The organism is Nocardia sp. NPDC003345 (genome assembly GCF_053589395.1).
Genome location: NZ_JBSFRU010000196.1, coordinates 1 through 11,922, shown reverse-complemented (window position 1 = coordinate 11,922; position 11,922 = coordinate 1). Strand labels below are relative to the sequence as shown.

The 11,922-nt window shown below is 68.7% G+C and carries 15 protein-coding genes; 4 read left to right on the top strand and 11 right to left on the bottom strand.

Annotation, left to right across the window (positions count from 1 at the left end; genetic code table 11):
• Positions 1 to 887 (bottom strand): ABC transporter substrate-binding protein (locus ACWDU1_RS20615; RefSeq protein WP_450000642.1); only part of this gene is annotated, 887 nt, incomplete at its 3' end.
• A 230-nt stretch (positions 888 to 1,117) separates the two neighbouring features.
• On the opposite strand from ACWDU1_RS20615, the gene ACWDU1_RS20610 reads away from it, so the two are divergent.
• Positions 1,118 to 1,363 (top strand): hypothetical protein, encoded by a 246-nt coding sequence (locus ACWDU1_RS20610; protein WP_450000640.1) that lies wholly within the window; start codon positions 1,118 to 1,120, stop codon positions 1,361 to 1,363.
• 25 nt (positions 1,364 to 1,388) lie between these two features.
• On the opposite strand, the gene ACWDU1_RS20605 is transcribed toward ACWDU1_RS20610, so the two are convergent.
• Positions 1,389 to 2,321, bottom strand: coding sequence for an inositol monophosphatase family protein (locus ACWDU1_RS20605; RefSeq protein WP_450000638.1), 933 nt, complete (start codon positions 2,319 to 2,321; stop codon positions 1,389 to 1,391).
• Positions 2,322 to 2,428: 107 nt separating this feature from the next.
• Between ACWDU1_RS20605 and ACWDU1_RS20600 the strand changes: the two genes are divergently transcribed.
• Positions 2,429 to 2,965, top strand: coding sequence for an HD domain-containing protein (locus ACWDU1_RS20600; RefSeq protein WP_450000636.1), 537 nt, complete (start codon positions 2,429 to 2,431; stop codon positions 2,963 to 2,965).
• Here ACWDU1_RS20600 and ACWDU1_RS20595 read toward each other — a convergent pair.
• Together ACWDU1_RS20595 and ACWDU1_RS20590 are read right to left on the bottom strand one after the other, a co-directional pair.
• Positions 2,941 to 3,423: an NUDIX hydrolase gene (locus ACWDU1_RS20595; RefSeq protein ID WP_450000634.1), complete on the bottom strand. Its 483-nt coding sequence runs from the start codon at positions 3,421 to 3,423 to the stop codon at positions 2,941 to 2,943. The genes ACWDU1_RS20600 and ACWDU1_RS20595 overlap by 25 nt on opposite strands.
• A gap of 4 nt (positions 3,424 to 3,427) precedes the next feature.
• On the bottom strand, positions 3,428 to 4,162 hold the full coding sequence (locus tag ACWDU1_RS20590) for a helix-turn-helix domain-containing protein (RefSeq protein ID WP_450000633.1): 735 nt from the start codon (positions 4,160 to 4,162) through the stop codon (positions 3,428 to 3,430).
• Between the two features lie 261 nt (positions 4,163 to 4,423).
• Between ACWDU1_RS20590 and ACWDU1_RS20585 the strand changes: the two genes are divergently transcribed.
• Entirely contained in the window at positions 4,424 to 4,726 is a 303-nt protein-coding gene (locus ACWDU1_RS20585; RefSeq protein WP_450000632.1) for a hypothetical protein, read from the top strand.
• A gap of 148 nt (positions 4,727 to 4,874) precedes the next feature.
• Here the strand turns inward: ACWDU1_RS20585 and nadC are convergent, their stop codons facing one another.
• From nadC to nadA, 3 genes are all read right to left on the bottom strand, one after another.
• A complete protein-coding gene (gene nadC / locus ACWDU1_RS20580) occupies positions 4,875 to 5,735 on the bottom strand; it encodes a carboxylating nicotinate-nucleotide diphosphorylase (RefSeq protein WP_450000630.1) in 861 nt (286 codons plus the stop codon).
• A gap of 88 nt (positions 5,736 to 5,823) precedes the next feature.
• Positions 5,824 to 7,416 carry an L-aspartate oxidase gene (locus tag ACWDU1_RS20575; protein ID WP_450000629.1) on the bottom strand — a complete coding sequence of 531 codons (1,593 nt, stop codon included), beginning with the start codon at positions 7,414 to 7,416 and terminating at the stop codon, positions 5,824 to 5,826.
• On the bottom strand, positions 7,413 to 8,468 hold the full coding sequence (gene nadA / locus ACWDU1_RS20570) for a quinolinate synthase NadA (protein WP_450000627.1): 1,056 nt from the start codon (positions 8,466 to 8,468) through the stop codon (positions 7,413 to 7,415). The genes ACWDU1_RS20575 and nadA overlap by 4 nt, the downstream gene beginning before the upstream one ends.
• Before the next feature lie 63 nt (positions 8,469 to 8,531).
• Here nadA and ACWDU1_RS20565 point away from each other — a divergent pair, with 63 nt between their 5' ends.
• Positions 8,532 to 9,293 (top strand): NUDIX hydrolase, encoded by a 762-nt coding sequence (locus ACWDU1_RS20565; RefSeq protein ID WP_450000625.1) that lies wholly within the window; start codon positions 8,532 to 8,534, stop codon positions 9,291 to 9,293.
• Positions 9,294 to 9,309: 16 nt separating this feature from the next.
• Here the strand turns inward: ACWDU1_RS20565 and ACWDU1_RS20560 are convergent, their stop codons facing one another.
• The 4 genes from ACWDU1_RS20560 to bioB all read right to left on the bottom strand — a co-directional run.
• Positions 9,310 to 9,840, bottom strand: a complete 531-nt coding sequence (locus ACWDU1_RS20560; protein WP_450000623.1) for a DUF1353 domain-containing protein — start codon at positions 9,838 to 9,840, stop codon at positions 9,310 to 9,312.
• 123 nt (positions 9,841 to 9,963) lie between these two features.
• Entirely contained in the window at positions 9,964 to 10,668 is a 705-nt protein-coding gene (locus ACWDU1_RS20555) for a DUF2567 domain-containing protein (RefSeq protein ID WP_450000622.1), read from the bottom strand.
• 2 nt (positions 10,669 to 10,670) lie between these two features.
• Positions 10,671 to 10,880: a biotin synthase auxiliary protein BsaP gene (gene bsaP / locus ACWDU1_RS20550; protein ID WP_450000620.1), complete on the bottom strand. Its 210-nt coding sequence runs from the start codon at positions 10,878 to 10,880 to the stop codon at positions 10,671 to 10,673.
• Positions 10,881 to 10,947: 67 nt separating this feature from the next.
• The coding region (bioB, locus tag ACWDU1_RS20545) for a biotin synthase BioB (protein ID WP_450000618.1) at positions 10,948 to 11,922 on the bottom strand (975 nt) is incomplete at its 5' end.

Genomic DNA, 11,922 nt, shown 5'->3' with positions numbered 1-11,922 from the left:
CGGAACGCCTCGCGCACCCGCGGGTCGGCGAACGGGCCGTCGGAGGTACGCATCGCGATGGCGACGGCGATATCGTCCGGCCGCCGGACCACCCGTAGATCGCCCCGGGTTTCCGCGGTGCGCCCGGCGATCGCGCCGACATTCGAGGCGAGGTCGATCTGCCCGCCCATGATGGCGTTCGACATCGACTCCGGACTGTCGAACAGCGTCACCTCGATCGCGTCGAGCAGCGGCGCCCCGCCGTACCAGTTCTCGTTGCGCACCAGCCGCGCGTTGCCGCCGTCGTAACTCTCCAGCCGGAACGGGCCGCTGCCCACCGCCGCGGCGAAGTCGGTGGTGCCCTCGGGCACGGTGAAGGTCATCATCCGCAGCAGCAGCGGTAATTGACTGTTCGGCGCGGCGCAGGTGAGCACCACCGAATTCGGGCCCGACGCGGTGATATCGGCGGCCGCGGCCACGGGAACCTTGGTCTCCCCGGCGATCTCACGCAGGCGGCGCAGCGACCACACCACGTCCGCCGAGGTCACCGGCCTGCCGTCGTGGAAACGCGCGCCGTCGGCGAGGGTGAAGGTCCATTTACGCTGTTGCGCGTCGGCCTCCCAGCGCGACGCCAGCCGTGGCGCGACGTTGGGGTCGGCGCCGGGGACGGTCAGCGGATCGTAGACCAGCGACATGATGAGGAAATCGCTGTCGTTACTCAGCGTCGCGTGCGGATCCCGCTCGATCTTCGACGATTTGCCCAGCGCGCCGACCCGCAGTGTGCCCCCGCGCCGCGGCGGCCCGGCATCGCCGCCGGGGCCGGAGGATCCGTTCCCGCAGGCGGTCAGCGCCAGCAGTCCGGCGACCCCGAGTCCGGCGTGGAAGAGTTGACGCCTGCTGAGATCCATCGCTCGCCCCGATCGTCGCTGGAGGTTAGCCTCCGCTAACTCGAACGAGGTTAACCCCGGGCCGGTGGACCGGGCAATATCGAAACGGCTTCCGTTCCAACGGGAATCGGCCGCCCGGAGGCCGCCCGCGCTGATCGCGCACGCGACTCCGAGCGATCACACCAGCGCCCGGCTGCCCCCGCGACCACCCGAAATCTCAATCGCCGAGCCGCCTTGCGGTGAATGATTGGTTGCTGGCGCAGGAGCGCACCGGACGCATCGAGGTGCCCCCGGTCTCGGCGGACTTGTTGCGGATCGCGCGCAGGGTGCAGGACAGATACCTGGCCTTGCGTCTGGATCTCACCGACGCCACCAATGTTTCCTTGGCGGAACGTTACGAAACCGTGGAGGTGCTGACGCTCGACAGACGTGGTTTCCGCGCAATCAGCCCACTCACCGGTGATGCCGCGTTCCGCCTGTTACCCGATGATCTCTAGTCGCCCGCGACCCGGGCGTCGGGCTTCAGAGTCGCAGTGCTGTCCGAATCTCTCCGGCCAGCACAGTGTTCCCGGCGGCGATGAACTTCTGGCGTCTACCCATCGCCCTGTCGATATCGGCCAGCGTGTGCAGGTCGTAGTCCAGCGAAAGCGATGAGCCGTCCAGGTCTGTCACCGTGCCACCGGCAGCCCGCAGGATGTAATGCCCCGGAGACAGATCCCATATCGCGAACCCCTTGGCGAATTCGACCATCGCGTCGGAGAATCCCGCCGCCACATGACATAGGCCGATGGACCCGAAATCGACTCCGATCCGGCCGCGTGCCTTCCCATCGTTCGACACGACGCTCAACGCGTCGATCAGATCGCCCTGCCGCGCGAGGGGCCGGAATCGCTGTTCGGGGCGCATGAGGTAGTTGGTCAGCAGCGCGTCGGCCAAACAAGCGCTCGAAGGCCTGGCCAGCGGGTGTTCCGCTCCGTCCGCGGTGACGATGAACGCACGGTCCCGGCCTTCGGCATCTCGGGAGGCCGCGAAGATCTGCACATGATGGAAGAAATCTCCCACCACGGCCACGATCGGCCGGCCGAGTGCCCGCGAATAGACCAGGACATGGGTATAGCCGTGCAACGCCCGAACGGCCAGTTCACTGGTGTCGAGCGGGTCCACCAGGACGCAGAGATCCGGGTCGCCGTCCGCTCCGATGACCTCCGGATCGGCCTCCTCCGATGCGTAGACGAACGATGGAATGAATTCGGCGAGCAGCTCTCTGTACCGCCGGTGCATCCAGAGGTCGTGATCGGAGAGGAAGTTGTCGCGGTGGCGCAGATTCTCGTTCTCACCCCGGCGGCCGGACAGCGCGGCAGCTATCAAGCGCGGCCGCATTTCGAGCATGATCCGCCGGACGAGGCCGACAAGAGGTCCCGCGATTCGAGGCAGCTCGGCATACCCGCTGCTCACGTGGTTGTACTTTCCAGGTCGATCATCGCAACTCCAAGGGAAGCTCGATTCCGGGTGGGCTCATCGCTGGTACGGACCGTAGTTTGCGGAGGGACCTCGGGCGTACCATGGCGGCCGTGTACCGGGCTGTGACCGACCTGTTGGCTCCGCTGACCGAATCGCGTCGGGCTCACTCGGTCGCAGTGGGGCGTCGAATGGAATCCGTAGTGCACCGGCTCCCGGCTGATCTTCGTGAGGACGCGGTCATGGCCGCTTATTTGCACGACGTCGGCTACGAGCATCCCGACCTCGGGTTTCACCCGGTAGACGGTGCACGGTTGCTGCGATCCTGTGGCTACTCGTCGGTCGTGTGCCATCTGGTCGCGTTTCACACGGCAGCGGAGGTCGAGGCAGGCGTGAGAGGCTTGGACGCCGGGGTATTCGATGAGTTCCGGCTTTCGCGTGTGACCGGCCTCGAGAAGGCCGAAGATTTCCTGTGGTGGTCCGACCTGTCGACCGGTCCGAACGGGGAATCCTTCACGGTGGACGAGCGGCTGACCGAAATCTTGCGGCGGTACGACCCGGGCAGTGTCGTTCACACCGCGATCACGAGGGCCGAACCGCGACTGCGGGCAGCGGCTCAGCGCGCATCGGGATCGATGTAGGGCTCGTTCTCGTTCAGCGCCCAGTCGATGCGTTTACGCTGGCTGCGGTCCATCACCAAGCCGGGGATCTGCTCGAGCGGCACCCATTCGACGCGCGTGCTCTCGCTGCTCGTCCTGGGTTTGCCACCGATCGGCTCACCCCTGTAGACAACCGTGAATTCCTGACGGACCTCGCCGTTGCTCGTGTAGTGGATGACGTGGGTCGGATCGGTGAAGATGCCGACAATGCCGGTGACATGAATATCCACTCCCGTCTCTTCTCGGGTCTCGCGAACAGCGGTGCGACTGAGGGATTCGCCTGGGTCGTGCGCGCCTCCCGGCATGGACCAGTTGCCGTTGTCCGACCTGCGAATCAGCAGGATCTCCCCGTCTTTCTGGACGAATGCGGCTGCGCTCGGGCGGACACTGTTCGCGGCCGGTGCGTGGGGGTCCTGGTGGTAGTCGATTCGCCGTCCCATGAGGTCAGGTTACGGTGCGGCCTGTCTTCCAGACGGCCTCGAACGAATCCATGTAATAGGTGAACAGCCGTCCGCCGGGAACTTTCTGGAGGTGCTGAACCGGGGATTTCGCCGCGTACGCACCGTAGCTGTGATTGTTTACCAGCAGCGAGTCACCGAAGCGGTAGATGCTGTTGTACAGCATGGTGCGATGCGTCCGGATATCGACCATCGGCAGCTCCATCGTTTCCCGGAGATACTCCAGCGTCGACCTACACCGCTGCGGCAGCGAGGGCAGACCTTCCTCGCGCCCGCGCGCTATGACCTGCGGTGAGTCGCTTTCGCCCAGAAGGATCCGAATCCGAACACCGGCACCCGACTTGGTGCGGACGATGTTCACGAAGTCCAGTGACTCGACCAGAAAGCCGCCCGCATAGACCAAGACATCGATGCGGTCACCGGCTTGCTTCATGAGCGAGCGCCATACTTCATGGGGAACTTCGGGCCGGGTCGGCCAAATCTGCACCAGCTCAGAGAGGGAAGCGGCCGCGGACCTGCTGCCGGCAAGCAACTCGGGCCACAGGTAGGTTTCGTCCCGATCGAGTACTCGCGCCGCCCTCAGGCGCAGGCCGGGGTGTGGACATATGTCCTGAGTGATCCACCGTTCGACGGTTTTCGTGCTGACGCCGAGCCGCTCCGCCAGAGCATGTTTCGTCAGGTTCGCGGTGGCCATTGCACCCCGCAGCCGTTCGTTCGTCATGTCGGGGTTTTAGCCGAAAGCGTCCCTATGTGTCCCAGTTCTTGGGTTATTTCGTCCCTGTATGTCGCGGGACTCTTGTTGCGCCGGAGGTTACATCGGTTTTCGGCTCATGTAATCCGAACCAACACAAAGGGTTTCGATGAAGTCCCTAATTGAACAGGTCGCCGCTGGACAACGCGCACTACACAGCACTCACCCGACAGCCTCCGTCCGGGCCGACATCCCATTCCGTAACAACGGACTGCCCGACCAGGTGGCGCCATGAACCACTCGATCGCGCTCGGCTGGATCGACTACGACATCAGCCTCGCACCCGAATGGGACCGTGCCCAGGTGCGCCGCCTGGCGGACCGACTCGGATACCGCGTCGTGTGGCCCTGCGAACGATCAGTGCTCCGATTGTCCGACCAGGTACGCAACTCCCGGGCCGATCTGGTGATCCTGCCCGCACCCGACCATCTGAGCCCACTCGATCTCAATGCGGTGATGGACGTGGCCGAAGTGGAAACTGTGGCACCACGACTGAGCTTCGCCCGCTGGTCAGCGACGCAGGTGACACCATGAGCGGCCTGGTGATGGTCGGTTTCGCCATCGCCATCGGACTACCGCTGCTGGTGATCGCGGCGACGATCTGGTGGCCGTGACGATCGCAGCACCGGACCACTTGGGCCATGCGATCAGATCGAACCGATCTCACCCAGGCACAACGTCGCTACATATCCAGCCCGAGGTCCAACACCCGGACCGAATGGGTGAGCGCGCCGACCGCGAGGTAGTCGACGCCGGTGCGGGCGTACTCGGCGGCCTGGTCGAGGGTGAGGCCGCCGGAGGATTCCAGTTTCGTGGCGGGGGCGACGGCGTTGCGGCGCTGTACCGCGGCCTGCGTCTGCCAGAGCGGGAAGTTGTCCAGCAGCACCAGTTGTACGTTCTCGGCGAGTACCGCGTCCAGCTGTTCGAGCGTGTCGACCTCGACCTCGCATTCGATCTCGGGCGCGGCGGCGCGCACCGCCCGCAGCGCGGCGACCACCGACCCCGCGGCGACCACGTGGTTGTCCTTGATCAGCGCGGCATCGCCCAGACCCATCCGGTGGTTCACCCCGCCGCCGGCGCGGACCGCGTATTTCTGCAGGGCGCGCAGGCCGGGCAGGGTTTTGCGGCTGTCCCGGATCCGGCAGCCGGTGCCGGCGACCGCGTCCACCCAGGCGGCGGTGGTGGTGGCGATACCGGACAGATGGCACATCAGGTTGAGCATGGTGCGTTCGGCGGTCAGCAGGCCGCGGGTCGGGGCGAGGAGCCCGAGTACCGCCTCGCCGGGCACGATCCGGGAACCGTCGGCCACCCGTTCGGTGATCTCGTATACGCCTTCGCCGATCACCTCGTCCAGGACGAGCAGGCCGATATCGATTCCGGCGACCGTCCCCGGCTGCCGCGCCACCACGGACGCCTTGACCACGGCCTCGGCCGGGACGGTGGCCGTCGTGGTGATATCGGGGCCGTAGCGCAGGTCCTCGTCCAGTGCGGTGCGGATGAGTCCGCGGACCGCGTCGGGATCCAGGCCGGTATCCACAGTCATCGTCGTTCTCCTCGTCTCGTCCGCCGGGGCGACCGGCGGCCGGGCCGCGTGGCGCGCGGCCGGGCGGGGTGGTTCGGTGGGCCGCCGGTCACGACGGCGCCGGGAGGGCCGCCGGTGCGGCGACCACGCGCGGTTCCCCCGACCGGTCCAGGCACACCGCGATATCGCGGGCCCGCGCCGGGTCGGCGGCGGGATGGTCCGAGCGGGTGTGGCAGCCGCGGCTCTCGGTCCGGGTCCGGGCGGCCAGCAGCAGCGCCCGGGCGGTCACGGTGAGCGCCGCGTCCTCGAACCGGGTCACCGGATCGGCGGCCGCGGGATCGGTTCCGGTCTCCAGGATGCGGGCGGCCGCGTCCAGGCCCGCGCCGTCGCGGACCACCGCGGCGTGTTCGGTCATGGTCCGCTGCAGCAGGTCACGGGCGACGGCCGGACGCTGCGACGGGGACCACTGCCGGACCCGCGCCGGTTCGCCCAGGCGTTCCACGGCGGCCACCCCGGCACGTTCGCCCATCACCAGCCCTTCGAGCAGGCTGTTGGAGGCGAGCCGGTTCGCCCCGTGCAGCCCCGTGCGCGCGACCTCTCCGGCCGCGTAGAGCCCGCGGACCGCGGTACGGCCCTGCAGATCGGTCACCACGCCACCGCACTGGTAGTGCGCCGCGGGCGCCACCGGCACCAGATCGTGGCGTGGATCGAGACCGGCCGCCCGGCAGGAGGCGGTGATGGTCGGGAAGCGGCGGGTGAAATCGGGAACGGCGCGGGCGTCGAGGTAGACGTGATCGGTGCCGAGCTCCCGCATCCGGGCCGCGATCGCGCGCGACACCACATCCCGGGGCGCCAGATCGCCGCGCGGATGCACCCCGGCGGTCACCGAATCGCCCCGCGCGTCGACGAGAACGGCGCCCTCCCCCCGCACCGCCTCGCTGATCAGCGGCCGGCGGCCGACACCGTCCGGTGAGTGCAGCACGGTGGGGTGGAACTGCACGAACTCCAGATCGGCCACCGCGGCCCCGGCCCACAGCGCCAGGGCCACTCCGTCGGCGGTGGCGCCGGCCGGATTGGTGCTCAGCGCGTACAGCCGGCCGAATCCGCCGGTGGCCAGCAGTACCGCCGGCGCGTGCACGACTCCCGGGCCGCGCGCGGAGACCGCGAGCACACCCTGGACACCGGTGGGACCGGTGACCACCTCGAGCACCGCCGTACCGAACCGCACCGGCAGCCCGGCCGCCGACAGCGCCCGCTGCACCTCCGCGCCGGTCGCGTCGCCGCCGGCGTGGATGATGCGGCGGGTGCTGTGCCCGCCTTCCCGGGTGCGCGAGACCTGACCGTCGCGGCCCAGATCGAAGACCGCGCCGAGATCGGTGAGCGCCGCGACCGCGTCGGGCCCGCTCTCGACGATGGACCGCACCGCGCCGGGATCGCACAGCCCGCCGCCGGCCGCCAGGGTGTCGGCGACATGGGAATCGACCGAATCCCCGTGCGGCGCCACGACGGCGATACCGCCCTGCGCGTACTGGGTGGCGGTATCGGTGGGCCCGCCCTTGCTCAGGATGAGCACCCGCAGCCCGCGCAGCGAGGCCGCGCGCGCCGCGGTGAGACCGGCCACGCCACCGCCGATGACCACCAGATCGGCGTGGTCCTCCCACACCGCAGCGTTGTGGCGGTCACCGTGCGGTGACGGTGTCATTCCCCGCCGCCGGGATTACCGATTTCGATCATGCGCTGTACCGAATTCCGGGCCCGGGCCGCGGTTTCCGCGTCGACGTGCACCTCGTCGCGGTTATCGGTGAGGCAGCGCAGCAGCGCGGCGGGGGTGATCATCTTCATGTACTGGCAGGCGGCACGGTCGTTCACGGCCTGGAAATCGATACCGGGGGCGGCCTTGCGCAGCTGGTGCAGCATGCCGACCTCGGTCGCGACCAGCACCTGCGACGATTTCGCCGCGCGGGCGGCGTCGATCATGCCGCCGGTGGACAGGATGTGCACCCGGTCGGCCGGGAACTCGCCCTCACCCGCGAGGTACAGCGCGGAGGTGGCGCAACCGCATTCGGGGTGCACGAAGAGTTCGGCGTCGGGGTGGGTGCGGGCCTGTTCGTTGAGCTCGTCACCGTTGATCCCGGCGTGGACATGGCATTCGCCCATCCAGATGTGCATGTTCTCGCGACCGGTCTCCCGCTTCACATGCGCGCCGAGGAACTGGTCGGGCAGGAACAGCACCTCCCGATCGGGGTCGATGGAGGCCACCACGTCGACGGCGTTGGACGAGGTGCAGCAGATATCGGTGAGCCCCTTCACCGCGGCCGTGGTGTTGACGTACGACACCACCAGCGCGCCGGGATGCTCGGCCTTCCAGTCCCGCAGTTCCTCCGCGGTGATGGAATCGGCCAGCGAACAGCCCGCCCGCTGGTCGGGGATGAGCACGGTTTTCTCCGGGCTCAGGATCTTGGCCGTCTCGGCCATGAAATGCACACCGCAGAACACGATGGTGTCCTCGGCCGCCTCGGCGGCGATCCGGGACAGCGCCAGGGAATCGCCCACATGATCGGCCACGTCCTGGATCTCGGGCAGCTGATAGTTGTGCGCGAGAATGGTCGCGTTGCGCTGGCGCGCCAGCCGTTTCACCTCGGCGGCCCATTCCGGTGTCGCCTCGACCCCGGTATAGCCCGCCGGCCCGTCGCTGATCCGCTCCCGCAGTGCGGTACCCGGCGCCGGGGCCAATTCTGCTCCCATCGTCGCCATGGTCGCTCCTTCCTCCGTGCGACCGGCAACCCCGCCGATTCGCACTCACCAGGTTTTCGACTTATGATCGAAAACGTGGACCAGTTTAGCACCATCCATGAATCGCTCACCGCGGTGTTCCAGGTTCGCCACTTCCCGGCCACCATCACCGCAGGTGAGAGCGATCACAAGCGGCCGCGGGGGCGCCGGGCGGGTGCCGGGCGCAGCGAACTCGCGGTTCTGCTGTGGCAGCGCGCGCTCGATCCGCAACAGGGCACCTGGTCCCTGCCCGGCGGCCGTTTACGCAACGACGAGGATCTCGACGCCTCCGCCCGGCGCCAGCTCGCCGAGAAGGTCGACGTCCGCGAGGTGAACCACCTCGAACAGCTATCGGTGTTCAGCGCCCCGGACCGGGTCCCCGGACCGCGCCGGATCGCCTCGGCCTATCTGGGCCTGGTCCCGCTCACCGTGGACCCCCGCCTGCCATCGGACACCTCCTGGCACCGGGTCTCGGCGCTACCGGAGATGTCGTTCGACCACGGCACGGTGGTCGAACACGCCCGCGCCCGGCTGGCCGCCAAACTCTCCTACACCAATATCTCCTTCGCCCTGGCGCCGGAACGGTTCACCATGTCGACGCTGCGCGAGATATATTGCGCGGCACTGGGTTACGACGTCGATACGACGAACCTGCAACGCGTGCTCACCCGGCGCAGGGTGATCACCCCCACCGGCGACACCGCCGCGCCCGGCCGGGCCGGCGGGCGGCCCGCATCGGTGTACCGGTTCTCCGATTCCGGGCTCCGCGTCACCGACGAGTTCGCCGCCCTGCGACCCCGCACCTGACGACGGGAGGGGCGGGTCAGGTCTTCATCTCCGGTCGCGGCACCCGCGCCGGAGACCTGTGCGGTAGCACCCTCACCACGGCCCAGGCCAGCACCTCGATGAACCAGAACAGCACCAGGAACACCGTGACCACGATGGTCGGAATCGCCAGGAACAGCACCGACAGCACCGCGACCACGGTGAACACCGCCAAGGCCGGCGGCGTGATGCCCTTCAACCGGCTGCCGAACCGCACCCCCGCCCACATCATCCACTGCCGGGGCACCGAGACATCGCATTCGCGCAGCGCCCGCCGGAATATCCCGTCGGCGTCGACCGCGCTGACCACCTCCGACCGCAGCAGGTAGTCGTGCAGGATCGCCGCGCGGGTGTACACGCCGTAGCGTGGCACCAGCCAGACCACCGGACGCGGGACCGACGCGAAATCGGTGCGGAACCCCGCGGGCACTTCGAATTCTTCCTGTGAACCCGCGTAGCGCAGCGGCTCCCGCGTCTTCCAGAACGTCCCGTCGATCTCTTCGACTACGAGCGCACTGGTGAACCCCACCGATCCATCTCCCCTGTCGTCTCGTCGATTTCGCTCAGCCTACGACCGGACTACGGGATTACGCGCGCGGGACCGGCACGGCGTCCCGATGACCGGGCCCGAGGCCGAGACGGCCCGCGGAGTTCAGTTCGGCGGGGTCGGGGCGGGCGAATCCCGGGGGGACGAGCCGTCTTCCGGTACCGGGCCCGCCGCGGGAGCGGCCGGGCTGGTCCCGCCCACCGGGGCCGGATCGGGCGAAACCTGCTCGTACGGCACGGAACCCGGTTCGGGATCCGCGTACGGCTGCCGACGGGACGCACCGAACGGGCTCAGGAATCCACTGCCGAGATCCTCGGTCGTACTCAGACCGGCGAGCAGCAGGGTCACCAGCGACGCGAGCAAGGGCTGGGCCAGCAGGGCCATCGAACCGTCCAGATCGACCGGTAGCGCCACGATCTGCCCCACCGGCGGGTCCACCGGCCGCGGGTTGTCCCAGTGATTGACCGCGTGCCCGGACCACGACATCACCCAGGCCCCCGCCACCGACCCGAGCAGCAGTCCGGCGAACTGGATCGGGCCGCGCATCCGGCGCTGCCGCCACGCCGCCACCGCCGACAGCAGGCCCGTGACGGCACCCGCGGCGGTGAACAGGGCCACCGCGTCGAACCGGTGCAGGCTCTCCCCCACCAGCCCGGCGCCGCGGCCGGGTTCGACCACCAGGAGCCGTTCGGTCGGCGCCAGCAGACCCCACACACCACCGACGACCAGGCTCACCACCACCACGGCGACCAGCAGGACACCCGCGGCCCGGAGTTCGCGGCCCGCGCCGGCGAAACGTGTACCCGGCACCGCTACCGCGCCTCGGCGGCGGTGGAATCGCTGACGCCGTGCCGCGAGCAGGTCGCCGACCAGCCGTCCGGGTTCACCTGCACGACCATCCGGCGGCCGCAGTGTGCGCAGAACCGGGGCGGTTCCAGGCCGAGCGCGACGGCCCGGGATACCGGTTCGTCGTACCCGGGCGCGATCGGCCGGCCCGTGAACGGGTTGTAGCGCTCGTCCATAGGGCCGACAGTACTCACGGGTCGCGCGGTTGCCCGGTTGACGCCGCCGGTCGGCTCGTCTCGGCGCTCAGAAGGTCTCATTGAGCGCTTTGATCGGCATCTGCAGTTCGCCGAGCAGGTCGAGATCCTGTTCGGCGGGGCGGCCGAGGGTGGTGAGGTAGTTACCGACGATCACCGCGTTGATCCCGCCGAGGATGCCCTGCCGGGCACCGAGATCGCCGAGAGTGATCTCCCGGCCCCCCGCGAAACGCAGAATGGTGCGGGGCAGCGCCAGCCGGAACGCCGCCACGGCCCGCAGCGCGTCCGCCGCGGACAGCACTTCGAGATCGCCGAACGGGGTGCCCGGGCGCGGGTTGAGGAAGTTCAGCGGGACCTCGTCGGGTTCGAGAGCGGCCAGGTCGGCGGCGAATTCGGCGCGCTGCTCCAGCGTTTCGCCCATCCCGAGGATGCCGCCGCAGCAGACCTCCATCCCGGCCGCGCGCACCATCCGCAGGGTGTCCCAGCGTTCCTCCCAGGTATGGGTGGTGACCACATTCGGGAAGTACGAGCGCGAGGTCTCCAGATTGTGGTTGTAGCGGTGCACGCCCATCGCGGCCAGGCGGTCCACCTGGTCCTGGGTGAGCATCCCCAGCGAGCACGCGACCTGGATGTCCACCTCGTTGCGGATGGCCTCCACCCCGGCGGCCACCTGTGCCATCAGCCGCTCGTCGGGCCCGCGCACGGCGGCCACGATGCAGAATTCGGTGGCACCGGTCTTGGCGGTCTGTTTCGCCGCCTCCACCAGGCTCGGGATATCGAGCCAGGCCGCCCGCACCGGCGACTGGAACAGTCCGGACTGCGAGCAGAAATGGCAGTCCTCGGGGCAGCCGCCCGTTTTGAGGCTGATGATGCCCTCGACCTCGACCTCCGGTCCGCACCAGCGCAGCCGTACCTCGTGCGCGAGCTGGAGCAGCTTCTCGAGGTGGTCGTCGCCGAGGCGCAGCACCGCGAGCGTCTGCTCCCGGGTGAGTCCGATTCCGCGCTCGAGTACCTGCTCCCGCGC

Bases quoted from the DNA above. Each gene is read 5' to 3' on its own strand.
- ACWDU1_RS20600 (WP_450000636.1), top strand. From the start codon at position 2,429: ATGGCGGCCGTGTACCGGGCTGTGACCGACCTGTTGGCTCCGCTGACC.
- ACWDU1_RS20595 (WP_450000634.1), bottom strand. From the start codon at position 3,423: ATGGGACGGCGAATCGACTACCACCAGGACCCCCACGCACCGGCCGCG.
- ACWDU1_RS20590 (WP_450000633.1), bottom strand. From the start codon at position 4,162: ATGACGAACGAACGGCTGCGGGGTGCAATGGCCACCGCGAACCTGACG.
- ACWDU1_RS20585 (WP_450000632.1), top strand. From the start codon at position 4,424: ATGAACCACTCGATCGCGCTCGGCTGGATCGACTACGACATCAGCCTC.
- nadC (WP_450000630.1), bottom strand. From the start codon at position 5,735: ATGACTGTGGATACCGGCCTGGATCCCGACGCGGTCCGCGGACTCATC.
- ACWDU1_RS20575 (WP_450000629.1), bottom strand. From the start codon at position 7,416: ATGACACCGTCACCGCACGGTGACCGCCACAACGCTGCGGTGTGGGAG.
- nadA (WP_450000627.1), bottom strand. From the start codon at position 8,468: ATGGCGACGATGGGAGCAGAATTGGCCCCGGCGCCGGGTACCGCACTG.
- ACWDU1_RS20565 (WP_450000625.1), top strand. From the start codon at position 8,532: ATGATCGAAAACGTGGACCAGTTTAGCACCATCCATGAATCGCTCACC.
- bsaP (WP_450000620.1), bottom strand. From the start codon at position 10,880: ATGGACGAGCGCTACAACCCGTTCACGGGCCGGCCGATCGCGCCCGGG.